This is a genomic window from Mycobacterium sp. MMS18-G62 (assembly GCF_053877835.1).
On the sequence record NZ_CM132662.1, the window covers coordinates 3,817,801 to 3,841,255 of the forward strand.

The following is a 23,455-nucleotide window of genomic DNA, read 5'->3' on the forward strand; positions in this document are numbered from 1 at the left end:
GTCGTTGTGGATGGAATGGCGACTGGGGATAACCGTCGACACGGTTCGACCGGTTGTCGGTGCCGGCTCGCACCGTTGCGCCATGACGACATTGAGCCGTGCCGAGATCGGCGCGCTAGGCGAGCAGCTCGCGGTTGAGCATTTGCGATCGCTTCGACTGCGTGTGCTGGACCGCAACTGGCGGTGCCGGTACGGAGAGCTAGACGTGATCGCCGCCGACGACGCGGCACGGGTCGTGGTGTTCGTTGAAGTCAAGACCCGCACAAGCGATCAGTTCGGCGGTGTTGCACAGGCAGTGACGCCGGACAAGGTGCGCCGGTTACGCCGGCTTGCCGGACTGTGGTTGGCCGCGCAGAACGGCAGTTGGACGGGTGTGCGCATCGATGTCATCGGGGTGCGCATCGGCAGGCGGCGCACTCCTGAGATCACGCATCTTCAAGGAGTGGGCTGATGGCGCTGGGCAGAGCGTTCTCGGTGGCCGTGCGCGGCCTCGACGGCGAGATCGTGGAAATCGAAGCCGACATCACCTCCGGCCTGCCCGGTGTGCACCTGGTCGGTTTACCGGACGCTGCCTTACAGGAGTCGCGCGACCGCGTCCGCGCGGCGATCACCAACTGCGGCCAGAGCTGGCCTATGGCGCGCCTGACGCTCGCGCTGTCACCGGCCACGCTGCCGAAGATGGGAAGCGTATACGACGTGGCCCTCGCCGCAGCGGTGTTGTCCGCCAATCGCAAGATGACATGGGAGCGCCTCGAAAAAACCGTGCTGCTGGGCGAATTGGCGCTCGACGGGCGTGTGCGTCCGGTCAAGGGTGTGCTGCCGGCGGTCTTGGCCGCCAAGCGAGAGGGATGGCCTGCGGTGGTTGTTCCGGTCGACAACCTCGCCGAGGCCTGCCTGGTCGATCGCATCGACGTATGGGGTGCACGGACGTTGGGACAGTTGCGCGCCTGGCTTGCAGGCAAGGCGCAACTCGACGGCCGGATCGACGCGCCGTCGTCGGCACCAGAGCCGGTCGTCGACCTGGCCGACGTCGTGGGTCAGTCCCACGCCCGATACGCAGTCGAGGTAGCCGCGGCCGGAGCCCATCATCTGATGCTGACCGGACCGCCGGGAGTGGGCAAAACAATGTTGGCGCAACGGCTTCCAGGGTTGTTGCCACCACTGTCGGACAGTGAATCGCTCGAGGTGACGGCCATCCATTCCGTGGCAGGGCTGCTGGTGGGCGACACCCCGCTGATCACGCGGCCGCCGTTTGTAGCGCCGCACCCCACGTCTAGCGTGGCCGCACTGGTTGGTGGCGGGTCAGGGCTGGCGCGCCCCGGCGCGGTCAGCCGTGCGCACCGCGGTGTGCTTTTCCTCGACGAGTGCGCCGAAATAGGCGTGAGCGCTCTTGAAGCCCTGCGAACACCGTTGGAAGAGGGCGAAATTCGGCTCGCCCGCCGGGATGGCGTTGCGCGGTACCCGGCGCGGTTCCAGCTTGTGCTTGCGGCCAACCCGTGTCCGTGTGCACCGTCCGATCCCAAGGATTGCATCTGTGCGTCGATGGCCAAGAGGCGATACCTCGGCAAGTTGTCCGGTCCACTGATGGATCGGGTGGACCTGCGGGTGGAAATGCACTCGGTGCGGGCCGGCGCGTTCGCCACCGAAGAAGGCGAGTCCACGGCCCGCGTTCGCGACCGCGTGGCCGCGGCGCGGGCAGTCGCGCAGGATCGTTGGCGCCCGCATGGAATACGGACCAACGCCGAAGTCAGCGGTGCCCTGCTGCGTCGAAAGTTCAGGTTGGCAAAGGCGGCGATGGAACCGTTGCGAACCGCTCTTGATCGCGGGACGCTCAGCATTCGAGGCGTCGACCGTAGCTTGCGGGTCGCATGGACATTGGCCGATCTCAATGGGAAAACGACGCCCGGTGTCGACGAAGTTGCGGCGGCACTGAGCTTCCGTCAGGCCGGAGGCGTGGTATGAGCGACGACATTCTGCGCGCCTTGGCCTACCTCTCACGCGTCGCCGAACCGCCGTGCCCGCCGCTGTCGACGTTGGTCGCGACAGTGGGGCCGGTGGACGCCGCTGAGCTGGTTCGGCGAGGCGACGTCGAGGAGAAGCTGAGACGCGCCGTCGAAGCTCGACGTGAAATCGACTGTGCTGCAAACGATGTCGAGATTCTGAAGCGGCTGGGCGGACGTTTGGTCACCGCTTCAGATCCCGAGTGGCCGCTGCTGGCTTTCACCGGATTCGGCGGTGTGGGTTCACGGCTGCAAGCTCAGGCGTATCCACCGATGGTGTTGTGGGCGGTCGGGCCGGCGCAATTGGACGAGGTCGCCGAGCGGGCCGCCGCTATCGTCGGCACCCGCGCCGCAACGGCATACGGCGAACATGTCGCCGCCGACATGGCGGCAGGGTTAGCACTGCGCGATGTCGCCGTGGTGTCCGGCGGTGCCTACGGTATCGACGGGGCGGCGCACCGAGGCGCCCTGGCCAGCGACGGCTTCACCGTCGCGGTGCTCGCGGCGGGTATCGACGTTTCCTATCCGGCCGGCCATGCCTCACTGTTTCGCCGGATCAGCGAGCAGGGCCTGCTCGTCACCGAGTACCCGCCGGGTGTGCGGCCGTCGCGGCACCGGTTCCTTACCCGAAACCGGCTGGTGGCCGCCATGGCAGGCGCCACCGTCGTCGTGGAGGCCGGTGCGCGCAGCGGCGCCGCGAACACGGCGGCGTGGGCTCGCGGTATGGGTCGCGGGGTCTGCGCCGTGCCGGGACCGGTCACCTCTTCGGCGTCGGTCGGCTGCCACACGCTGTTGCGGGCCGGCGCTGACCTCGTCACACGGGCAGAGGACATCGTCGAACTCGTCGGGCACGCAGGCGAATTCGCCCCAGACGAGCAGCGTCCATCGTCGGCGCTCGATGGCCTGAGCGAATCCGAGCAGCGCGTGTACGACGCGCTTCCAGCCCGTGGTGCACGCACGGCCGACGAGATCGCGGTGGCGTCGGGTTTGCCACCGACACAGGTGCTGGGGCCGCTGTCCATGCTCGAGGTTTGCGGCCTGGTGCTTCGTCAGGACGGGAGGTGGAAGTTGGCGCTCCGGTAAGTTAGCCCGTGTGCGTAACGCGGTGAGCAGGGCTGTCGGCCGAATGGTCGCGGTCGTCGTGCTCATCACGGCGATGTCGGTCACCGGCGTCCGGACAGCGCACGCTGAGGTGGTCGTGGCGCCGTCGGACGGCTACGGCTTCAGCGTCGGCGCACCCATGACATGGATGAGTGATGTCGATGCCGACCGCGAACTCGACGCTGCCGCAAGGACAGGAGCGACGTGGCTTCGCGTCCTCATCGACTGGCACCTCGTCGAGCCGATGCCGGGCGCGTTCAACTGGGGCTATGTCGATCACTGGATCAACGGCGCGCTGAACCGGGGTCTGAAGGTACTGGGCCTGATCGCCTACACGCCCGACTGGGCGAGGGCGCCGGGTTCGTACTTCAGCGCCCCGCCGGTGGATCCGGCCCTGTATGCGAGTTTCGCCGCCAAGGTCGTCGAGCGTTACGGCGAACGCGTGTCGGACTGGGAGATCTGGAACGAGCCGAACCTTCCGCTGTTTTTCGGCTTCGCCGACAAGCGTCCCGAGCGATACACGCAGCTGTTGAAAGCGGCCTATCCGGCAATCAAGGCCGTCCAGCCGAACAGCACTGTCGTTGCCGGCGGGTTGAGCCCGGCCTTCGAGCAAGACGCCCCGCCGATCTTCGTCAACGCCATGTACGCCAACGGCGCCAAAGGCTATTTCGATGCGATGGCCATGCACCCCTACGTGTTTCCCAGCGGCTTGGCCGTGGATCCGCAACGGGGATGGTCCGACGTCGAAGTCGTCCGGCAGATCATGGTGGACCAGGGCGACGGTGCGAAGAAGATCTGGATGACCGAATTGGGCGCCCCGACGAGCGATCCGTCGGCTGAAGGTGTCAGCCAGCAGGAACAGACCCGCCAGATCACCGACGTGCTGTGGAAGGCGGCGCAGACCGGCTACAGCGGACCGGCGTTCATCTTCTCCATCCGCGACGTCAACTCGGCGCTGCGTGGCAACAGGGACGACAACTTCGGTGCCCTTGTGACATCGGACTGGCAGCAAAAGGTAGCGGCCAGCGTGCTGGCCAGGTAGTCCACCACCAGTTCGTTTCCGCTCGTATCCTCGATGCGGTTGACCAACAACCCATTCTTGGAGGCGAAGTGGCAGGACGTCCGGTGCACACGTTCGAGGTGGTGCGCAAAGAGGAACTCACGCCGCATCTCATTCGCGTCGTCCTGGGCGGCAAGGGTTTCGACACATTCACGCCCAACGACTTCACCGACTCCTACGTCAAACTGGTCTTCGTCAACGACGGCATCGACGTCGGTGCGCTGCCGCAACCCCTGACACTGGATAGTTTCAAGGAATTGCCCGCGGACGACCAGCCCGTTGTGCGCACCTACACCGTCCGCCGCGTCGACCTGGATCGCCGCGAGATCTGGATCGACTTCGTCGTGCATGGAGAGCACGGCGTCGCCGGACCATGGGCGACCGCGGCCACCCCTGGCCAGCCCGCCTACCTGACGAGCCCCAACGGGGCCTACGCCCCTGACCCGGCCGCGGACTGGCACTTGTTCGCCGGAGACGAAGCCGCCGTACCCGCGATCTCTGTGGCGTTAGAAGCATTGCCGGACAACGCGATCGGCAAAGTGTTCATCGAGGTGGCCGGACCCGAGGATGAGGTCGCGCTGAGCGCACCGCCCGGCGTCGAGGTGGCGTGGATCTACCGCGGCGGGCGCGCCGACCTGGTCCCCGAGGACAAGGCCGGTGACCACGCTCCGTTGATTGCAGCGGTCAAGGAGGCCACCTGGCTGCCCGGTCAGGTGCAGGTCTTCATCCACGGCGAGGCCCAGACCGTCATGCACAACCTGCGGCCATACATCCGCAAGGAGCGTGGCGTCGACGCGAAGTGGGCCTCCTCGATTTCCGGCTACTGGCGACGAGGGCGCACCGAAGAGACATTCCGGCAGTGGAAGCGTGAACTCGCCGAAGCGGAAGCCGACGCCGCGGTCTGACTGGCAAGCTAGCCGCGTGGCGTTTGGTGACTACCAACTCGAGATCTACCTTCAGGGGCTGTCCGGCATCGTGCCGTCGCTGCCGATGGCCTATGCGGACTGGGAGGCCAAGGCAGAGGCGGCGATGCCGCCCTCGATCTGGTCGTATGTCGCCGGGGGCGCGGGCGACGAACGCACCCAGCGGGTCAACCGGACCGCGTTCGACAGTTGGGGACTGATGCCGCGGATGTTCGTCGGCGCCAGGGAACGCGACCTGTCGGTGGACATCTTCGGCTTGGCACTGCCGTCGCCGGTGTTCATGGCGCCGATCGGTGTCATCGGCCTGTGCGACCACAGCGGGCACGGCGATCTGGCCACCGCACGTGCCGCCGCACGCACCGGTGTGCCGATGGTCATCTCGACGCTGACCGAAGACCCGATGGAAGACATCGCGGCCGAATTCGGTGATACCCCAGGCTTTTTCCAGCTCTACACACCGACCGACCGTGATCTTGCCGCCAGCCTGGTACACCGCGCGGAGGCGGCGGGCTACAAGGGCATCATCGTCACACTGGACACCTGGGTGCCCGGCTGGAGACCGCGCGACCTCGCGACGTCGAACTTCCCGCAGCTGCGGGGGCGCTGCCTGGCGAACTACACCAGCGATCCGGTGTTCCGCGCGAGCCTCGACCAGCCACCCGAACAGAACCCGCAAGGCGCGGTACTGCGCTGGGTGTCGATCTTCGGCAATCCGCTGACGTGGGACGACCTTCCCTGGCTGCGCTCGCTGACCGACCTGCCGCTGATCGTCAAGGGCATCTGCCATCCCGACGACGCTCGTCGCGCCAAGGACGGCGGCGTGGACGGCATCTACTGCTCCAACCACGGTGGCCGCCAAGCGAACGGCGGCATTCCTGCGATCGACTGTCTGCCCGCAGTCGTCGAAGCCGCCGACGGGCTGCCCGTGCTGTTTGATTCCGGCATCCGCAGCGGCGCCGACATCGTCAAGGCACTTGCCCTTGGCGCCACCGCGGTCGGCATCGGCAGGCCCTACGCGTACGGACTGGCGATCGGCGGCGAGGACGGTGTCGTGCACGTGCTGCGCTCCCTGTTGGCCGAAACCGACCTGATCATGGCCGTCGACGGCTATCCGACGCTCAAGGACCTCACACCGGAGGCGTTGCGGCGCGTCACGTAGAGGGCAGCCCCGCGATCTGCGACGGTAGGGCAGTGGACGCCATTCTCGAGGAGTTCGACGAGTATCTCGCGCTGGAGCGTGACCGCTCCGAGCACACTCGCCGCGCATATCTCGGCGACTTGCGCTCGCTGTTCGACTTCCTTGCCGACCGCGTACCCGACGCGACGCCGACGAACCTGACCCTGCCGATTCTGCGGTCGTGGCTCGCGTCCCAGGCGGCGACAGGCGCGGCGCGTACGACGCTGGCCCGTCGCACGTCGGCAGTCAAGACGTTCACCGCGTGGGCGGCGCGGCGCGGGTTATTGACAAGCGACCCCGCCACACGGCTGCAAGTGCCCAAGGCGCATCGCACGTTGCCCGCCGTGCTGCGTCAGGACCAGGCGCTCGACGCGATGTCTGCTGCGAAATCCGGTGCACAGCAGGGGGATCCCATGGCCTTGCGCGACCGGTTGATCGTAGAGCTGTTGTACGCCACCGGAATTCGCGTCAGCGAGCTATGCGGCCTGGACATCGACGACATCGACACATCGCGGCGGCTGTTGCGCGTGCTCGGCAAGGGCAACAAGCAGCGCACCGTGCCCTTCGGCGAGCCGGCGCAGGCAGCACTGACGGCGTGGCTGTCGGACGGTCGACCGGCGCTGGCGACCGCGGATTCTGGGCCCGCACTGCTGTTAGGCGCACGGGGCGGTCGGCTTGATCCGCGTCAGGCTCGCACCGTGGTGCACCAGACCATCGCCGCTGTCGACGGCGCTCCCGACATCGGCCCACACGGCCTGCGGCACAGCGCGGCAACCCATCTGCTCGAAGGCGGTGCCGACTTGCGCGTCGTTCAAGAACTACTCGGCCACTCCACGCTGGCCACCACGCAGCTCTACACCCACGTCACGGTCGCACGGTTACGCGCCGTCCACGACCAAGCTCACCCGCGCGCTTGAGTACCACTAGCGAAGCAGCGCAATGACTTTCGCGATATCCGACATGGCGGATTCGCGCCCGACCCATTCATCGAACACCGTCCAATAGCTCACCCCGAACCGCTGCTGGCGTTCGACGAGCGTATCGGCCATCTGCTCATGGGAGCCGAGTAGGACGAACGGCGAATCCAGCACGAACTCGGGCGAGACGCCCCCGAACGCCGCCGCCAGTTCGGCGGCCGATGCGTGTCGGTCGTCGGTGTGCACGACGAACTGGATCAGCGCGTTGAGCTCGACGGCCTCGAACCGATCTCCCGCGGCGTCACGCACCACACCAATCCGGTCTTCGAGGCCGATGGCGTCGAAGTGAGTGAGTTCAACCTTGGTCGCGTCGCGGTTGTGGCTGAAGCCGGCAAGGCCGGCGATGTCGGCGACGCGGCCGGCTAGCCCCAGCACCCGGTTTCCGTTGCCGCCAATAAGCAGTGGCACATCGACGCCCGGGTCTGCGACCAGAGCGGCGGCCTCTGCCCGCACGCAATAGTGCGCCCCGTCGACGTCGACGGCGTGCCCCGACAGCAGCGGCCGGATCACGTCGACAGATTCGACGAGCCGATCGACCCGTGTCTTACCGGAGTCGAACTTGAGCCCCGCGGCGTCGTATTCGGCTTTCATGTGCCCGGCGCCGAGACCCAGTTCGAAGCGGCCGCCCGACACCGCGGCGACGGTTGCGGCCTCGCGCGCAGTGTCGACGGGGTGGCGAAAGTCGTTGTTGAGCACCAGCGTGCCGACATGCAGCTGATCGGTCGCCAACGCTGCGGCCGCCGCACCCGCGAAGGGTGACAGCGATGCGACAAGGTGATCGGGAATCGTCAGCACGTCGAAACCCGCGTCCTGTACGGCCATTGCGAAGGCGCCGAACTCCGTTCCGCGCGGCAACGCGGTGTGCAGGCCGAAACGCAGCGGACGAGAGCGATGAGCGTCGGTGGTCATGGATCCGACGGTAGGCCCGTCACCCGTGCAGCGGCTTGAGCCGGACCGGCGTGCTCACGAGCAGACCGAGTGGGTCGACGTAGTCGGCGCGCGCGGCCGGACCCCACATCGCGCCCCAATGCAGACACGCGGCGGCCGGGCAGCCGTCATGGCCTGACTCGAGCTCGCCGACGACGGCCCCTGCGGCGACGACCTGACCGACGCGAACCGACGGCTGCACCGGCTCGTAACTGGTCCGCAGTCCGCCGGGGTGGGCGATCGACACCAGCGGACGGCCCGCCAACTCTCCGGCGAACACGACTGTTCCGGTCGCGGCCGCGTACACCGGCTGGCCGGGCGTCCCGGCCAGATCGACGCCGCGATGGCCGCGGTTCCAGTTCGGTGACGGCGCATCGAACCCCCGCGTCACCGCAGGTCGTGGCCGCAGCGGCCAGTCCAGCCGGCCATCGTCGGCCCGCGCCAGCGGCGCGCACACCACTGCAATCGCCACCACCGCCGCAAGTCGCCGCATACGTCCAGCTCACCGCGTCGTAGACCATCGGCGCCACACTCGAACGTCAACCTGTGGATGGCCAGGTCAGTGTGGAAAAAGCACCCCTTCCCAGCGTGTAAACTGCTAACCGCAGCTCGCTTGCGCGGGCTGACTTCGCGTGTCTGCACATGACCACCCAATCGGCGGTCGCACCCGGATGCCGTCGGTCCCGTCCCGGACGGGTCTGGCATCCCGCAGGCACCAGGGCTCGGCGTCACCCGGCGCTGCGCGTCAACCGACAACAAAAGAGGCATATACCCATGGCCGTAGTGACCATGAAACAGCTGCTTGACAGCGGCACCCACTTCGGGCACCAGACCCGTCGATGGAATCCCAAGATGAAGCGGTTCATCTTCACCGACCGCAACGGCATCTACATCATCGATCTGCAGCAGACGCTGACCTACATCGACAAGGCGTACGAGTTCGTCAAAGAGACTGTCGCCCACGGCGGCAGCATCATGTTCGTCGGCACCAAGAAGCAGGCCCAGGAATCCATCGCCGAGGAGGCGACCCGCGTCGGCATGCCCTACGTGAACCAGCGCTGGCTGGGCGGCATGCTCACCAACTTCTCCACCGTGCACAAGCGGCTGCAGCGCCTCAAGGAGCTGGAAGCCATGGAGCAGACCGGTGGCTTCGAGGGTCGCACCAAGAAGGAAATCCTGATGCTGACCCGCGAGAAGAACAAGCTCGAGCGCAGCCTCGGCGGTATTCGCGACATGCAGAAGGTGCCCAGCGCCGTGTGGGTCGTCGACACCAACAAGGAGCACATCGCCGTCGGCGAGGCCCGCAAGCTGGGCATCCCGGTCATCGCGATCCTCGACACCAACTGCGATCCCGATCTCGTCGACTACCCGATTCCGGGCAACGACGACGCGATCCGCTCGGCCGCGCTGCTCACCAAGGTGATCGCGTCCGCAGTGGCCGAGGGCCTGCAGGCCCGTGCCGGCGTTGGCCGCGACGGCGACAAGGCCGAGGCCGAGGGCGCGGAGCCGCTCGCAGAATGGGAGCAGGAGCTGCTGGCCAGCGCCACGGCCACGGCGGCCACGGAGGCGCCTGCGGCCGAGACCCAAACCGAACCCAAAACCACGGAAGGCTGAGATGGCGAACTACACCGCTGCCGACGTCAAGCGACTCCGGGAGCTGACCGGTGCCGGCATGCTCGACAGCAAGAACGCGCTGGTTGAGGCCGACGGTGACTTCGACAAAGCCGTCGAGCTGCTGCGCATCAAGGGCGCGAAGGATGTCGGCAAGCGCGCCGAGCGGGCCACGGCCGAAGGCCTGGTCGCCGCCAAGGACGGCGCGCTGATCGAGCTGAACTCCGAGACCGACTTCGTCGCGAAGAACGCGGAGTTCCAGTCGGTGGCAGACCAGATCGTCGCGGCGGCTGCCGAGGCGAAGGCAGCCGACGTCGACGCCCTCAAGGCCGCCAAGGTCGGCGACACCACCGTCGAGCAGGTCATCGCCGACCTTTCCGCCAAGATCGGCGAGAAGCTCGAACTGCGTCGGATCGCCTACTTCGACGGCACTGTCGAGACCTACCTGCACAAGCGGGCCGCGGATCTGCCGCCGGCCGTCGGTGTGCTGGTGGAGTACACGGGCGGCAACGCTGAGGCCGCGCACGCGGTCGCCCTGCAGATCGCCGCGCTCAAGGCCAAGTACCTCACCCGTGAGGATGTCCCGGAGGATGTCGTCGCCAACGAGCGCCGCATCGCCGAGGAGACCGCCCGCAACGAGGGCAAGCCCGAGCAGGCGCTGACCAAGATCGTCGAAGGTCGTGTGACCGGCTTCTACAAGGACGTCGTGCTGCTGGACCAGCCGTCGGTGTCCGACAACAAGAAGACCGTGAAGGCCCTGCTCGACGAGGCGGGCGTGACGGTGACGCGGTTCGTCCGGTTCGAGGTCGGCCAGGCCTAACAGGCGCGCGCCGTGCCAGCGCCGAGATTGCATACAGGGCTGTGACCGAAGTCCGCGACCCTCAGTGCAATCTCGGCAATAGGACGCGTTGGCGGCAGTCGGGTCCGTTGAGGCGGTACGAGTTGGTACCGTCTGGACATGACGCAAATTCACGCCTTCGGCGACGACGCCCTCGGCGAACTTGATGCGGTAGGTCTCGTCGACGCCCTGCGCGATGGGCGGGTGTCGGCCGCCGAGCTTGTCGAGGCCGCCATCGCCCGCGCCGAGGCGGTCAACCCGACGCTGAACGGCCTCGCCCACGAGGCATTCGATCGCGCGCGGGAACGTGCGCGCGGGGCAATCCGGTATGGCGGCTACTTCGACGGCGTCCCGTCGTTCATCAAGGACAACGTCGCCGTAGGTGACATGCCGACGATGAACGGCACCGACGCCTGGGACCCTCGGCCCGCGCCGATCGACGGCGACTTCGCGCGCTCCTACCTCGCGACGGGTCTCGTCCCGCTGGGCAAGACGCGACTGTCCGAGTTCGGTTTCAGCGCGTCGGCCGAGCACCCGCGGCTGGGCGCGGTCCGCAACCCGTGGAATCCCGACCACACCGCTGGAGCGTCGTCATCGGGTTCGGGGGCGTTCGTCGCGGCGGGCGTGGTTCCTATTGCGCATGCGAACGACGGCGGTGGATCGATCCGAATCCCCGCCTCCTGCAACGGATTAGTCGGGCTCAAGCCGTCGCGTGGTCGCCTGCCGCTCGACAAGGAGATGCGGCAGATGCCTCTGCGGATCGTCGCCAACGGCGTCGTCACGAGGTCGGTGCGCGATACAGCGGCGTTCTATCGGGAGATGGAGCGGGTGTCGCGCAACCCGAAGCTTCCCCCGATCGGCGACGTCACCCATCCCGCCAAGCAGCGCCTGCAGATCGCGGTGTGTACGCAGTCGATCGCGCGCGAGGCCAGCCCCGAGGTGCGGGAGCTGACGCTGAAGACAGCCACGCTGCTCGAAGAACTCGGTCATAAGGTCACGCAGATCGACAACCCGGTGCCACAGCAGTTCATGGACGACTTCCTTTTGTACTGGTCGTTTTTGGCGTTCGCGTTGGTGCGCGGTGGACGCCGCTCGTTCGGGGCGAGCTTCGATCGCACGCGGCTGGACAACCTGACGTTGGGTCTGGAGCGCTTCGCCGGCCGCAATCTCCACAAGCTGCCTCTGGCGATTGCGCGGCTGTCCCGTGTTCGGCGCATCACCTCCCGCCTCACCGCAACCTACGACGTGGTGTTGATGCCGACGCTGGCCGACCCGCCTCCGCGCATCGGCCATCTCGACCCCACCGCCGAGTACGAACAGATCATCGACCGGCTCATCGATTGGGTGGCGTTCACGCCGCTGCAGAACGCGACCGGTGAGCCTGCGATCTCTTTGCCGCTTGCGGAATCCGCATCGGGCATCCCCGTCGGGATGATGTTCGCCGCACCTATGGGTCACGAGGCGAGGCTGCTGGAATTGGCCTACGAACTCGAAGAGGCCCGCCCCTGGCAGCGCATTCACTCATGACGCGCGATTACGTCTACGACCAAGGCTTCGCCGAGGAGCGGACGCGACTGTCAGCGATGGAGGCGCTGTGGGATCCGGGCAGTCAAGCGCTGCTGGATGAGCTTGGCATCGGTCGCGGCTGGAAATGTCTTGAGATCGGCGCCGGCGGCGGTTCCCTCGTGCAATGGATGGCCGGCCGCGGCGCCTCGGTGCTGGCCGTCGACATCGACACCCGATTCGTCGAATCGCTTGCTTCCGACGCCATCGAGGTCCGGCGCATGGACATCCGCACCGATGAGTTGCCTGCGTCCGAATTCGATTTAGTCCATGCGCGTTTGGTGTTCGAACACCTCGTTGATCGCACACAGATCCTCGCCCGGCTGGCGACCACGTTGCGTCCAGGCGGCTGGATGGTGATCGAAGACTACGACTGGACCTGTTTCGGCTTCGAGGACCAGGATCCGTCGATCGACAACGTCGCCGAAGTGGTCATGCGCTTCATGGAGCAAGCCGGATTCGAACGCGACTACGGCCGTCGCGTGGTGAGCGACCTCGAAGCCGCGGGCCTGACCGATGTGCGCGGTGAGGGCCGCGCGCGGATCATCGACTCGACGTCGCCCGGCTTCGAATTCTTTCGATTGTCGTTCGAGAGTCTGCGCGGTGCGCTCGTCGACGCAGGCATGCTTTCGGCCGAGGAGGCCGACGCGACCTCGGCCCGCTTCGGCGAAAGCCTGCGTGTCTACACGCCGATCATGATGGCGGGAATCGGCCGACGGGCCTGAGTAGACAACGAAATCCGTTGCGGCCGCGACACAGCGCCGTAACGGCAGAGCCTCTGAGTTAACGCCGCGGACATTCCGCGCAGCCGTAGGTGAAACTTTTCGGCCCGACCATCCCTGTTTGTGGAGACAACTGCGCCCACATCCGTTCGGTCACCGGAGATCGCCACCGCGCCCGGCAACACCTTCCTGTGCCTCGTGCGGTTCGCGGTGGCCAACATCCGCCGGCGCCCGGAGCGGTTCGTGCTTTCCGTGCTCGGCATCGCGCTGGCGATCGCCTGCGTGACCGTTGTGCGCACGATCTCAGCGAGTTTCGCCATCACGGGTGCGGATTCGGTGACCGATGTGCTGGGGGGCGCGCAGCTTTGGGTGGTGCCCGCCGCGGGCGTTCATTACGACGCAGGAGCTCAGGCACTGGTCGCCGACGGTCCCGCACCGGCCATCACGATCCCCGCGGGCTGGACCGCAACGCAAACCGTCTCCGGTGTCACCCAGGTCAACGGCAGCGATGTATCGCTGCGCGGTAGCGACGAAATCCCCAGTGGCCAAGCCGCTTTAGGGTCCGACGCCGCTACGCGGCTCAAGCTGCAGGCCGGTGATCGAGTTGTCGTCGGTGGACAGAGTCTCGTCGTCGCCGTCACGGGCAACGGACAGTCGATCACGGTGGCCACGTCGTTCGCGCGATCGATCGTCGGCGACAACGGTTGGTGGACGGTCGTCGCACCGCCCGGAGACGAGAAACGACGCGACCTCGCTCAGATCTTCGGCGGCTCGGTCGGACTCGAGTCGACGTCGGATCCGTCGGTGAAACCGGATCCGCACGGCGACGGGCTGACCTATGACACGGTCGGCGGCTCGGGTCCGCTGACATTCGAGCAGAAGTTCTCTGCGCTGTTCTCCGGCAAGGTGACCAGTTCGACGCTTGGGCTCATCTCGACCATCGGGCTGGGGCTGGGCTTCGTCATCGCGGTGTCGTCCTTCTTGGCGGCTGTGCAGGAACGGCGACGCGAATTCGGCATCATGTCCAGCATCGGGCTGGCCGACGAAGTGCTCTACTTCTTCCTCGTCGAGTCGGGGATCGTCTTCATCGCCGCGTATCTAGTCGGCGTGATCGGCGCGGGCGCCGCCGTGGCGATGGTGATTCCCGAGATCGCCACGCCCACAGCGTGGTTGCAGGCCGCAGGCATGGTCGCGGCATTCCTGCCGGCGATGGCCATTGTCGGCGCCCTGATTCCGGTGCACCGGCTGTTGCAACAACGACCGGTCGACCTGCTGGGGGAGCACTGATGATGCGCAAAGGGTTGTCCTACGGCTGGCTCGCCGCGCGGCGCCGGATCCGCGAAATGGTGCTGCCCGTCGTCACCACAGCCACCGGTGCGTTCCTCGTCGTGATCGTCTTCGGGCTGTCCGATGGAATTCGCGAACAATCCGCCTCACTGGGACACGCCGACGAGATCGGGCGCGCTGTCGTGTTGATCGCGGTGACCGTTCTTCTGGTCGGTGTGGTCGAGGTCGCGGTGGCGACCACGCGGACCGTTGCCCATCGCACGCGTGAGCTTGGTGTGCTGGGTGCCAACGGCATACCCCGCAGACCTGTGGTGGCCGCGCTGCTCGTCGAGCCGGTGATCGCGGCGGTGCTGGGCGCGCTGGTGGGTGCATTGCTGGCTGCGCTGACCGGCATCATCTTGGCCGCAGCTGGTTTGGCGGCCACCGGAGTGTCCGCCGGGGGAATGATCCTCGGCGCTGCGATCGCCATCGGCGTCAGCATCGTCGCCGCGCTGGCGACCAGCATCGTGCCCACGTTCAATGCCGCGTCGCGGCCCCCCATCCGTTCCCTGACCGCCGGAGGTTGACGATGACGGCACTCGACGAAACAGCTGACACCACAACCGAGCTCGCCGACGGGCCCGCGCCTGTTATCGAGATCTCAGATGTCTGGAAGCTGCACAAGCTCGGCGAGGAGGTGGTTCGCGCGTTGGTGGCTGCCGAACTGCAAGTGATGCCGGGCGAGTTCGTCTGTCTGATGGGGCCGAGCGGCAGCGGAAAGTCGACGCTGCTGAACATCATCGGCGGCTTGGATCGGCCGACGAAGGGCACGGTCAAAGTGGCCGGACGTGACACGGCGACCCTGACCGAAAGCCAGTTCGCGGCGCTGCGGCACGACACCGTCGGCTTCATCTTCCAGAGTTACAACCTGATTCCGTTCCTTTCGGCGGTCGAGAATGTCGAGCTGCCATTGATGTTCGAGCCGTACGACCGAAAGTCGCTGCGCAAGAGGGCGACCGAGCTTCTCGAGCTGGTAGGCCTCGGCCATCGTATTCACCACCAGCCGACGAAGATGTCGGGTGGCGAACAGCAGCGCACCGCGATTGCGCGCTCGCTGATCAGCAGCCCGACGCTCGTTCTCGCCGACGAGCCGACGGCCAACCTGGACCACCGCACGGGGGAAACGGTGGTGCGCATGTTGCGCGACCTGTGTTCCACGCTGGGCGTCACCGTCGTCGCCAGCACTCATGACCCCACGGTGGCCGACGAAGCGACCCGTGTTGTCCGCATGAAAGACGGACAAATAGTCAACTGACCCAACGCTTTTGGGAGAGACTCATATGACTCAAGAACTCGAAGCGGCCTCGCCGTCGGCGCCAGCGCGCGACAAGCTGCTGACCACTGAGCTGGTCCCCGAGCAAGTACTGCCGAAGGTGATGACCACCTTCGGTCTCACGGCTACCTATGTCTTCATCATCTGCTGGATCACCGGCTCGTCGATCATGGCCGCGGGAGGCTGGACGGCCATCCCGATGTGGGTCCTCGGCATTCTCACGTTCCTGGTGCCGGCAGGCATGGCGGTCGCGGAACTGGGCAACCTGTGGCCCGGTGAGGGCGGCGTGTACATCTGGGCGACTCGCACGATGGGCGAAACGTGGGGGTTCATCGGAGGTTATCTGTCGTGGATACCGGTGGTGCTGAACTCCGCGTCATCGCCGGCGATCATCCTGCAGTTCCTGCTGCTGGCGTTCCACGCAGAACTCGGCTTGACGCTGACGATCATCCTGCAACTGGTGCTCCTCTGGGCCGTCATCGGTTTGGCCCTGGCGAAACTTGCGGCAAACCAGCGCATCATGAATGGCGTCTTCGTCGTCTACTGGGCCCTGACCGCTGTCATCTTCATCTCGGGCGTGGTTTACGCGTTCAGCCACGGTTCGGCCCAGCCGTTCGACGCGCACGCCGCACTGGTGCCCGACTTCGCCGGTGCCGGTTTCCTGTATGGCACCGTCCTGCTCTACCTCGTCGGTGTCGAGACGCCGTACAACATGGGTGCCGAGTTCCTGTCGGTGCGCAAGAGCGGACCGAAGATGGTGGTGTGGGGGTCGATCGCGTTGGTGTTGATCTACCTGCTGACCACGCTGGGAACCGTGATGGTGCTGCCGGCCGATGAGATCAACCCGGTCACCGGCGTCATCGGCATGCTGGGCACCGCCGCTCCCACGGGCGTGATGGAAGTCTGCGCCGTCGTGCTGGCCATCATCGTGTTCGTCGCGTTGATGTCCTACCAGGTCACGTACTCGCGCCTGATCTTCGTGTCCGGTCTGGAGCGTCACCTGCCGCGGATCTTCACCCATCTGAACCCGCGCACGCGTAACCCGGTGACGGCGGTGCTGATCCAGGGCGTGCTGTCGTCGCTGATCCTGGTCGGCTTGTACTCGCAGAGCAGCATGGCCAACGTCACGGTGTTTCTGCAGGGCGGCCTGTCCATCGCGTGGCTCATCTCCGGGTTCTTCTTCCTGTTCCCGGTTGTCCTCGCGCGAAAGAAGTACGCCGACCGCTATGCCAACGAGAAGTTCTGGCGCATACCCGGCGGCATGGTCGGCGTGTGGATCACAGTCACCGTCGGCACGTTGGGCACCATCGGCGGCATCTACTACTCGTTCGCGAAGTCGTGGATCAAGGACGTACCAGACGGCACATGGATGGTGTGGACCGGCAGCATCGCGGTGGGCATGTTCCTGCTCGGCGTGGTCGTCTACATCTTCGGCCGCCGGGCCGCGCACAAGACCTCCGCGGAAGACGCACTGGCACATCTCGCCGTACTCGAGCTGAAGGACGAAGCCAAATGACAATGGAAAGCACCGTGCCGAGCACGGATGCCAAAGGCGATGCGACCCGGTATCCGCTCGACCCGCTGACCGGCGCCGAGATCGAAACGGCGGCGGCTGTCATCACGGATTCTGAGTACTCAACTCCCACATTGCGATTCGTCATGATCCAGCTGGCTGAGCCCGACAAGACGCCGGAGTTGACGTTCGAGGGCGCGGTCGACGTGCCGCGGCGGGCGTTCGTCACGATGTACGACGGTGCCGCCAAGCTGATCTACGAGGCGATCGTCGACATCGGTGCCAGGATCATCGACTCGTGGCAGTCGATTCCCGGCCGCTTCCCCTCCTACCTCGTCGAGCACATGACCGGAGTCGAGGAAGCCGTCAGGGCCGACCCGCGGTGGCAGGAGGCGATGCGCAAGCGTGGCGTCACCGACTTCGACCTCGCGATGATCGACCCTTGGCCCGCAGGCTATTACGGCCCGCAGGACCACTACGACAACTCGCCGCTGATCTGCCGGCCGTTGACGTTCATGCGGGCCGCGCCGTCCGAGCACGGCTATGCGCGCCCGGTCGAGGGGCTGATCGTTACATTCGACCTCGACGCGATGAAGGTCATCGACATCGAGGACTACGGGGTGGTGCCGCTGCCTCCAACCGCGGGCAACTACGCCGAGCAGTTCATGTTCGATGAGAACAACCGGCCGGCGTTCTCCAAGTTCCGTGACGACGTCAAGCCCATCGAGATCACCCAGCCCGACGGTCCGAGCTTCACCGTCGACGGGTGGAAGGTGCAATGGCAGAAGTGGTCGATGCGGGTGGGCTTCAACCCGCGTGAGGGCATCGTCCTGCACGAGATCACCTACACGGACCGGGGTGAGGTTCGGCCGATCGTCTACCGGGCGTCGTTGTCGGAAATGGTTGTGCCCTATGGAGATACAGCGCCCACACATTGGAACAAGAACGTCTTCGACATGGGCGAAGTCGACATGGGGTTCTCGGCCAACCCGTTGACGCTGGGCTGCGATTGTCTTGGCGAGATCTTCTACTTCGACGGCACGGTCAACGACTCGTCCGGTAATGCGGTCACCATCCCGAACGCCATCTGCATGCACGAGGAGGACTACGGAATCTCGTGGAAGCACACCGACTTTCGCACCGGCGAGGTCGAGGTGCGGCGTGCGCGCCGGTTGGTGATCTCGATGATCTGCACCGTCGGCAACTACGAGTACGGGTTCTTCTGGTACTTCTACAACGACGCCTCGATGGAAGTTGAGGTCAAGCTCTCGGGCGTGCTCACCACCGGCGCTGTGCTCGACGGTGAGGAGCCGCGGTGGGGCAAGATGGTGGCGCCCAACATCTACGGCCCAAACCATCAGCACTTCTTCAACTTCCGGCTCGACATGAGCGTCGACGGCGCCGGTAACAGCGTCTACGAGGTCGACTCGATACCCGAGCCCGACCCGGAGCTCAACCCACATCACAACGCCTGGATCACCCAGGACACGCTCGTCGCGTCCGAGGCCGACGGGGCCCGCGACTGGGACTGGTCGAAAGGCAGGTACTGGAAGATCACCAACCCGTCCAAGAAGAACGAGTTGGGCAGCCCGGTCGCCTACAAGCTGACACCACGCGACATGGTGCCGGTGATGGTGCAGGAGGGTTCGTATATCTACGACCGCGCGCGCTTCGTCCAGCACAACCTGTGGGTGACCAAGTACGACCCGGATGAGAAGTTCGCGGCGGGCGACTACATGTACCAGTCACCCGACATGCAGGGGCTGCCGCAGTTCATCGCCGACGATGCGCCGTTGGAGAACACCGACGTCGTGCTGTGGTACACACTGGGCGCCCACCACGTCGTGCGGCCGGAGGACTGGCCGGTGATGCCGTGCGCCTATACGGGGTTCCACCTCAAGCCGATCGGCTTCTTCGACGGCAACCCGGCGCTGGACGTCCCGCCCTCACCGCCGGCGGCCTGCCACCACCACTAATCTGCGCGAACAGACGCAAAAGTCCCTAAAACGTCGGCGTGTCGGGTGCGTTTGCGTCTGCCGGCGACAAGCACTAGATCGGGTCAGTGCCGAGCGTCGCGAGAGTTCGCTTGAATTCGTGACGTTCCTTGTCGGTCAGATTCGCCATCAGCCGGCGCTCTGCTGCGCGCACCCCCGCATCGGTGCGCTTCAGCAGTTCCTCTCCTTCGCGGGTGAGCTGGGCCGGCAGCGATCGGCCGGATGACACGCTTGGCGGTCGCGTGACCAGCCCGCGATCCTCCAGACCGCGCAGCACCATGTTCATCGCCTGCGGTGACACGTTCAGCGCACGCGCGAGGTCGGCGTTGGACTGGCCGGGGAATTTCGAGAGGACCCGCATGCAGAGGTATTCGGGGAACGCCACTTCCAACGGGTCGAGGACCGTCGCGGTCACATCGGTCTTCAGCGCCCACATCGCCCGGCTCAACAGATAGCCGAGCGGCTGGTCCTCAAACGACTCACTCATATCAAGCATATTGACACATATCAAGCAGATTGATATACCGGAGGCATGACAATGCCACAGGATCTCTTCGAAAACGCATACAAGGGCGAGGCCCAGGAGCTGGGACTAGGAACCAAGCCGCCGTGGAGCATCGGCGAACCGCAGCCTGAGCTCGCGGCGCTGATCGAGCAGGGCAAGTTCCACGGCGACGTGCTCGACGTCGGCTGTGGCGAGGCGGCGATCTCGCTGTATCTCGCGGAGCGTGGTGTCACCACGGTCGGACTCGACCTGTCTCCGACAGCCATCGAGCTGGCCAAGGCCGAAGCGGCCAAGCGCGGGTTGACCAACGCCACCTTCGAGGTCGCCGACATCAGTGCGTTCACCGGATACGACGGCCGGTTCGGCACCATCGTCGACTCGACGTTGTTCCACTCCATCCCCGTGGAGGCGCGAGAGGGATACCAGCAGTCGATTGTGCGCGCGGCCGCACCGGGCGCTTCGTACTTCGCGCTGGTGTTCGACCGCGCCGGCCTGCCCGACGGACCCGCCAACCCCGTCACCGAGGACGAGCTTCGCGACGTGGTCTCCAAGTACTGGGTTATCGACGAGATCAGGCCTGCCCGCATCCACGCCAGCCTCCCGGACAACATCGACGGCTTGCCGACGCCGTTCGGCGACGTGCGCGATGAGCCCAACGGTCGCAAGTCGGTCCCGGCCTGGCTGCTGAGCGCACACCTACCCGAGAGCTAATCCGCCACGCGGCCCACCCCATGGCGGCTATGCGGCCGCTATGGGGCAGGATTAGGGGCGATCTTTCGCGAGGACCCCGAAGGAGTCGGATGGCGGAACCGACCACCACCAACGGTGCCGACGCATCACCCATCAGGCCGATGTACTCCCGTGTGCTGCTGAAGCTCGGCGGCGAGATGTTCGGCGGTGGGCAGGTGGGCCTTGATCCCGATGTAGTGCACCTGGTTGCTCGGCAGATCGCCGAAGTGGTCCGCAGCGGTGTCCAAGTTGCCGTCGTCATCGGCGGCGGCAACTTCTTCCGTGGCGCACAGCTGCAGCAGCGCGGCATGGAGCGCACCCGCAGCGACTACATGGGCATGCTCGGAACCGTGATGAACAGCCTTGCGCTGCAAGACTTCCTGGAAAAAGAGGGCATCGCGACGCGCGTGCAGACCGCGATCACGATGGGTCAGGTTGCCGAACCGTACATTCCGCTGCGCGCCCGCAGGCACCTCGAGAAGGGCCGTGTGGTGATCTTCGGCGCCGGTATGGGGTTGCCGTACTTTTCGACGGACACCACGGCTGCGCAGCGTGCACTCGAGATCGGCGCCGAGGTGGTGCTGATGGCCAAGGGTGTCGACGGCGTCTTCACCGCGGACCCGCGGCTCCATCCCGACGCCGAACTCCTGACCGCGATCAGCCACCGAGAAGTCATCGACCGGGGCCTCAAGGTCGCCGACGCCACCGCGTTCAGCCTGTGCATGGACAACGGCATGCCGATCCTGGTGTTCAACCTGCTCATCGACGGCAATATCGCGCGGGCGGTCGCAGGTGAGAAGATCGGAACACTGGTCACCACCTGACGGGCGGGCTGCGCACGCGAGGAGCAGGACAGGAGAAGCACAGTGATCGACGAAACCCTCTTCGATGCCGAAGAGAAGATGGAGAAGGCGGTGTCGGTGGCGCGCGACGACCTGTCGTCGATCCGCACCGGCCGGGCCAATCCCGGGATGTTCGCGCGCGTCCACGTTGACTACTACGGTTCGGCCACCCCGATCACACAGCTGTCCAGCATCAACGTTCCCGAGGCGCGCCTCGTGGTCATCAAGCCGTACGAGGCGAACCAGCTGCGCAACATCGAGGACGCGATCCGCAACTCCGATCTGGGGGTCAACCCCACCAACGACGGCAACGTCATCCGTGTGGCGATCCCGCAGCTGACCGAGGAGCGTCGTCGCGACCTCGTGAAGCAAGCCAAGGCCAAGGGCGAAGATGCGAGAGTCACGGTGCGCAACATCCGCCGGAAGGCGATGGAGGAACTGCACCGCATCAAGAAAGACGGCGAAGCCGGCGAGGACGACGTGGCGCGCGCCGAGAAGGACCTCGACAAGACCACGCATCAATACACGGCCCAGATCGACGAGCTGGTCAAACACAAAGAAGGCGAGCTGCTGGAGGTCTAGTGACCGATCAGCGAGCGACTCCTGTGGCAGACACCGACGCCGGCCCGACAGAGCCGCCCAAGAAAGCATCCCGCGCGGGCCGCAATCTGCCGGCCGCGATCGCGGTGGGCGTGCTGTTGGGCGCGATGGCCATTGGGGTTTTGCTCTTTGCGCCGATCGGATGGCTGCCGGTGCTGTCCGTTTTCATTCCAATGGCTACTCACGAGGTCGTGCGGCGGCTGCGCGAGGCGGGCTACGAGCTTCCGGTGATTCCGTTGTTGATCGGCTGCCTGGCCATGATCTGGCTGACGTGGCCCTACGGCCCCGCGGGCCTCATGGGCGCCTACGGCGGAACGATCGTGGTGTGCATGGTGTGGCGCCTGGTCGGCCAGGGTCTCGGCGAGCAGCCCGTGAATTATCTGCGCGACATCTCGGCCACGGTGCTGCTGGCGACGTGGGTGCCGCTGTTCGCCAGCTTCAGTGCGCTGTTGATCTTCCAGGACCGGGGCGGCGCCCGGGTGTTCACCGTGATCGCCACCGTCGTCTTCGCCGATATCGGCGGCTACGTCGCCGGTGTGTTGTTCGGCAAGCATCTGATGGTGCCGGCCATCAGCCCGAAGAAGTCGTGGGAGGGGCTGGGCGGCTCGCTCCTGTTCGGCGTCGCAGCGGCCGTCTTGTCGGTGGCGTTCTTGATGGACAAACCGGCCTGGGTCGGTGTGCCGCTCGGGCTGATGCTGGTGATCACCGGCGTCCTCGGCGATCTGGTCGAGTCGCAGGTCAAGCGCGACCTCGGGATCAAGGACATGGGCACGCTGCTACCGGGTCACGGGGGCATCATGGACCGGATCGACGCGATGCTCCCGTCGGCCGTCGCCGGCTGGATCGTCCTGACGCTGCTTGCGTAACGCGCTGGCGTTCAGCCAACACGCCGCCGCGCCGACCACGAGTCCTATAGCGATCCCGATGTCGGGCCGCTGACCCAGCATGAGCCACGACAACACACCCGCGACCGCGGGGATGACGGCGAACAGCATCGCGACCGCGGCTGCGCCGTAGTTGTTGATCGCGCGCACGTAGAGCGTCATGCACAAGGTGGCGTTGAACAGCACCACGGCCGCGACGGCACCCGCCGCCTTCCACGGATCCGTCACCGTGAACGGCATGACCGTGGCCAACACCGCCACCGGCAGCAGGGACACGGCGTTCTGCAGCGCCGCGGTGGCCCGGAAGTCCACGCCGGAGCAGAAGCGCTGCTGGTAGACCCCGCCCGCGGCGATGCTGATCAGCGCGACGAGCAGGAGCAGCACGACGGTGTCGACGCCGCCGATCGCGAACAGCCGTCCAGCGCACGCAGCCAGTACCGCGAGGACGCCGAGGACCAACGCGCCGACGCGCGTCCAGGTCAGGCTCTCGCCAAGGAACGTCGTAGCCAGCAGGGCGGTGACCACGGGATTCATGGAGATGACCACCGCGCCCAGCACCGCGGGCGCCCCGTGCATCAACGCCAGATACAGGCAGATGAACTGCAACGCCTGAGCGAGCAAGCCGCTGACCAAGACATGCGCCAGGGTGCGGCCAGTGGGCCACGTCACACGGGAGATCAACGCCCAGCCGGACAGGATCGCACCGGCAAGCCCGAACCGAAATACCAGCACGGCCATCGGGGACATCGCTGAAACAGCAAGCGCCCCAATGGGATAACCCAACGCGTAGAAGAACGTCAGATTCGACGCGGTGCGCAGCGGCATGGTCGGCAGGGCCATGGCTTTCATAGTTGCGACCAACGCCGGCCGCCGCCAATCAATTTCCGCCA

23 protein-coding genes and 1 pseudogene are annotated in these 23,455 nt (G+C 66.0%); 20 read left to right on the forward strand and 4 right to left on the reverse strand.

Annotated elements, in window-relative coordinates:
* The first annotated feature begins 82 nt into the window (after positions 1-82).
* From ACWW36_RS18995 to ACWW36_RS19025, 7 genes are all read left to right on the forward strand, one after another.
* Positions 83-451, forward strand: coding sequence for a YraN family protein (locus ACWW36_RS18995; protein WP_456137522.1), 369 nt, complete (start codon positions 83-85; stop codon positions 449-451).
* A complete protein-coding gene (locus ACWW36_RS19000; RefSeq protein WP_456137523.1) occupies positions 451-1,962 on the forward strand; it encodes a YifB family Mg chelatase-like AAA ATPase in 1,512 nt (503 codons plus the stop codon). The genes ACWW36_RS18995 and ACWW36_RS19000 overlap by 1 nt, the downstream gene beginning before the upstream one ends.
* The gene (gene dprA / locus ACWW36_RS19005; protein WP_456137524.1) at positions 1,959-3,083 is read left to right on the forward strand and encodes a DNA-processing protein DprA; all 1,125 of its coding nucleotides are present in this window, start codon (positions 1,959-1,961) and stop codon (positions 3,081-3,083) included. Before ACWW36_RS19000 ends, dprA begins: the two co-directional genes overlap by 4 nt.
* A 10-nt stretch (positions 3,084-3,093) precedes the next feature.
* The gene (locus ACWW36_RS19010) at positions 3,094-4,143 is read left to right on the forward strand and encodes a GH39 family glycosyl hydrolase (RefSeq protein WP_456137525.1); all 1,050 of its coding nucleotides are present in this window, start codon (positions 3,094-3,096) and stop codon (positions 4,141-4,143) included.
* A 68-nt stretch (positions 4,144-4,211) separates the two neighbouring features.
* Positions 4,212-5,066: a siderophore-interacting protein gene (locus ACWW36_RS19015; RefSeq protein ID WP_456137526.1), complete on the forward strand. Its 855-nt coding sequence runs from the start codon at positions 4,212-4,214 to the stop codon at positions 5,064-5,066.
* A 16-nt stretch (positions 5,067-5,082) separates the two neighbouring features.
* Positions 5,083-6,243, forward strand: coding sequence for a lactate 2-monooxygenase (locus ACWW36_RS19020; RefSeq protein ID WP_456137527.1), 1,161 nt, complete (start codon positions 5,083-5,085; stop codon positions 6,241-6,243).
* A gap of 32 nt (positions 6,244-6,275) precedes the next feature.
* The gene (locus tag ACWW36_RS19025; protein WP_456137528.1) at positions 6,276-7,178 is read left to right on the forward strand and encodes a tyrosine recombinase XerC; all 903 of its coding nucleotides are present in this window, start codon (positions 6,276-6,278) and stop codon (positions 7,176-7,178) included.
* A 6-nt stretch (positions 7,179-7,184) separates the two neighbouring features.
* Here the strand turns inward: ACWW36_RS19025 and ACWW36_RS19030 are convergent, their stop codons facing one another.
* The gene (locus ACWW36_RS19030) at positions 7,185-8,147 is read right to left on the reverse strand and encodes an LLM class F420-dependent oxidoreductase (protein ID WP_456137529.1); all 963 of its coding nucleotides are present in this window, start codon (positions 8,145-8,147) and stop codon (positions 7,185-7,187) included.
* A 28-nt stretch (positions 8,148-8,175) separates the two neighbouring features.
* A pseudogene (locus tag ACWW36_RS19035) lies at positions 8,176-8,610 on the reverse strand (M23 family metallopeptidase); the annotation flags it as partial.
* A gap of 329 nt (positions 8,611-8,939) precedes the next feature.
* Here ACWW36_RS19035 and rpsB point away from each other — a divergent pair.
* From rpsB to ACWW36_RS19080, 9 genes are all read left to right on the forward strand, one after another.
* Positions 8,940-9,779: a 30S ribosomal protein S2 gene (rpsB, locus tag ACWW36_RS19040; protein ID WP_456137530.1), complete on the forward strand. Its 840-nt coding sequence runs from the start codon at positions 8,940-8,942 to the stop codon at positions 9,777-9,779.
* Position 9,780: 1 nt separating this feature from the next.
* Positions 9,781-10,596 carry a translation elongation factor Ts gene (gene tsf, locus ACWW36_RS19045; RefSeq protein ID WP_456137531.1) on the forward strand — a complete coding sequence of 272 codons (816 nt, stop codon included), beginning with the start codon at positions 9,781-9,783 and terminating at the stop codon, positions 10,594-10,596.
* A gap of 138 nt (positions 10,597-10,734) precedes the next feature.
* Complete coding sequence (locus ACWW36_RS19050; protein WP_456137532.1) at positions 10,735-12,141, forward strand: amidase; 1,407 nt, start codon at positions 10,735-10,737, stop codon at positions 12,139-12,141.
* Positions 12,138-12,902 (forward strand): class I SAM-dependent methyltransferase, encoded by a 765-nt coding sequence (locus ACWW36_RS19055; RefSeq protein ID WP_456137533.1) that lies wholly within the window; start codon positions 12,138-12,140, stop codon positions 12,900-12,902. Before ACWW36_RS19050 ends, ACWW36_RS19055 begins: the two co-directional genes overlap by 4 nt.
* A gap of 120 nt (positions 12,903-13,022) precedes the next feature.
* On the forward strand, positions 13,023-14,186 hold the full coding sequence (locus tag ACWW36_RS19060) for an FtsX-like permease family protein (protein ID WP_456137534.1): 1,164 nt from the start codon (positions 13,023-13,025) through the stop codon (positions 14,184-14,186).
* Positions 14,186-14,752 (forward strand): FtsX-like permease family protein, encoded by a 567-nt coding sequence (locus ACWW36_RS19065; protein WP_456137535.1) that lies wholly within the window; start codon positions 14,186-14,188, stop codon positions 14,750-14,752. The genes ACWW36_RS19060 and ACWW36_RS19065 overlap by 1 nt, the downstream gene beginning before the upstream one ends.
* 2 nt (positions 14,753-14,754) lie before the next feature.
* Positions 14,755-15,480: an ABC transporter ATP-binding protein gene (locus ACWW36_RS19070; protein ID WP_456137536.1), complete on the forward strand. Its 726-nt coding sequence runs from the start codon at positions 14,755-14,757 to the stop codon at positions 15,478-15,480.
* A 25-nt stretch (positions 15,481-15,505) separates the two neighbouring features.
* Positions 15,506-17,014, forward strand: coding sequence for an APC family permease (locus ACWW36_RS19075; RefSeq protein ID WP_456137537.1), 1,509 nt, complete (start codon positions 15,506-15,508; stop codon positions 17,012-17,014).
* Positions 17,011-18,987, forward strand: a complete 1,977-nt coding sequence (locus ACWW36_RS19080; protein WP_456137538.1) for a primary-amine oxidase — start codon at positions 17,011-17,013, stop codon at positions 18,985-18,987. Before ACWW36_RS19075 ends, ACWW36_RS19080 begins: the two co-directional genes overlap by 4 nt.
* 73 nt (positions 18,988-19,060) lie before the next feature.
* Here the strand turns inward: ACWW36_RS19080 and ACWW36_RS19085 are convergent, their stop codons facing one another.
* On the reverse strand, positions 19,061-19,492 hold the full coding sequence (locus ACWW36_RS19085) for a MarR family winged helix-turn-helix transcriptional regulator (RefSeq protein WP_456137539.1): 432 nt from the start codon (positions 19,490-19,492) through the stop codon (positions 19,061-19,063).
* A gap of 45 nt (positions 19,493-19,537) precedes the next feature.
* On the opposite strand from ACWW36_RS19085, the gene ACWW36_RS19090 reads away from it, so the two are divergent.
* The 4 genes from ACWW36_RS19090 (at position 19,538) to ACWW36_RS19105 (ending at position 22,547) form a co-directional block, all read left to right on the forward strand.
* Entirely contained in the window at positions 19,538-20,221 is a 684-nt protein-coding gene (locus tag ACWW36_RS19090; protein WP_456137540.1) for a class I SAM-dependent methyltransferase, read from the forward strand.
* An 89-nt stretch (positions 20,222-20,310) separates the two neighbouring features.
* Positions 20,311-21,063 (forward strand): UMP kinase, encoded by a 753-nt coding sequence (gene pyrH / locus ACWW36_RS19095; protein ID WP_456137541.1) that lies wholly within the window; start codon positions 20,311-20,313, stop codon positions 21,061-21,063.
* Positions 21,064-21,105: 42 nt separating this feature from the next.
* Positions 21,106-21,663 carry a ribosome recycling factor gene (frr, locus tag ACWW36_RS19100; RefSeq protein ID WP_456137542.1) on the forward strand — a complete coding sequence of 186 codons (558 nt, stop codon included), beginning with the start codon at positions 21,106-21,108 and terminating at the stop codon, positions 21,661-21,663.
* Complete coding sequence (locus ACWW36_RS19105; protein WP_456137543.1) at positions 21,663-22,547, forward strand: phosphatidate cytidylyltransferase; 885 nt, start codon at positions 21,663-21,665, stop codon at positions 22,545-22,547. The genes frr and ACWW36_RS19105 overlap by 1 nt, the downstream gene beginning before the upstream one ends.
* On the opposite strand, the gene ACWW36_RS19110 is transcribed toward ACWW36_RS19105, so the two are convergent.
* Entirely contained in the window at positions 22,458-23,390 is a 933-nt protein-coding gene (locus tag ACWW36_RS19110) for a DMT family transporter (RefSeq protein WP_456142553.1), read from the reverse strand. The two genes, ACWW36_RS19105 and ACWW36_RS19110, sit on opposite strands and share 90 nt — an antisense overlap.
* Positions 23,391-23,455: the final 65 nt, after the last annotated feature.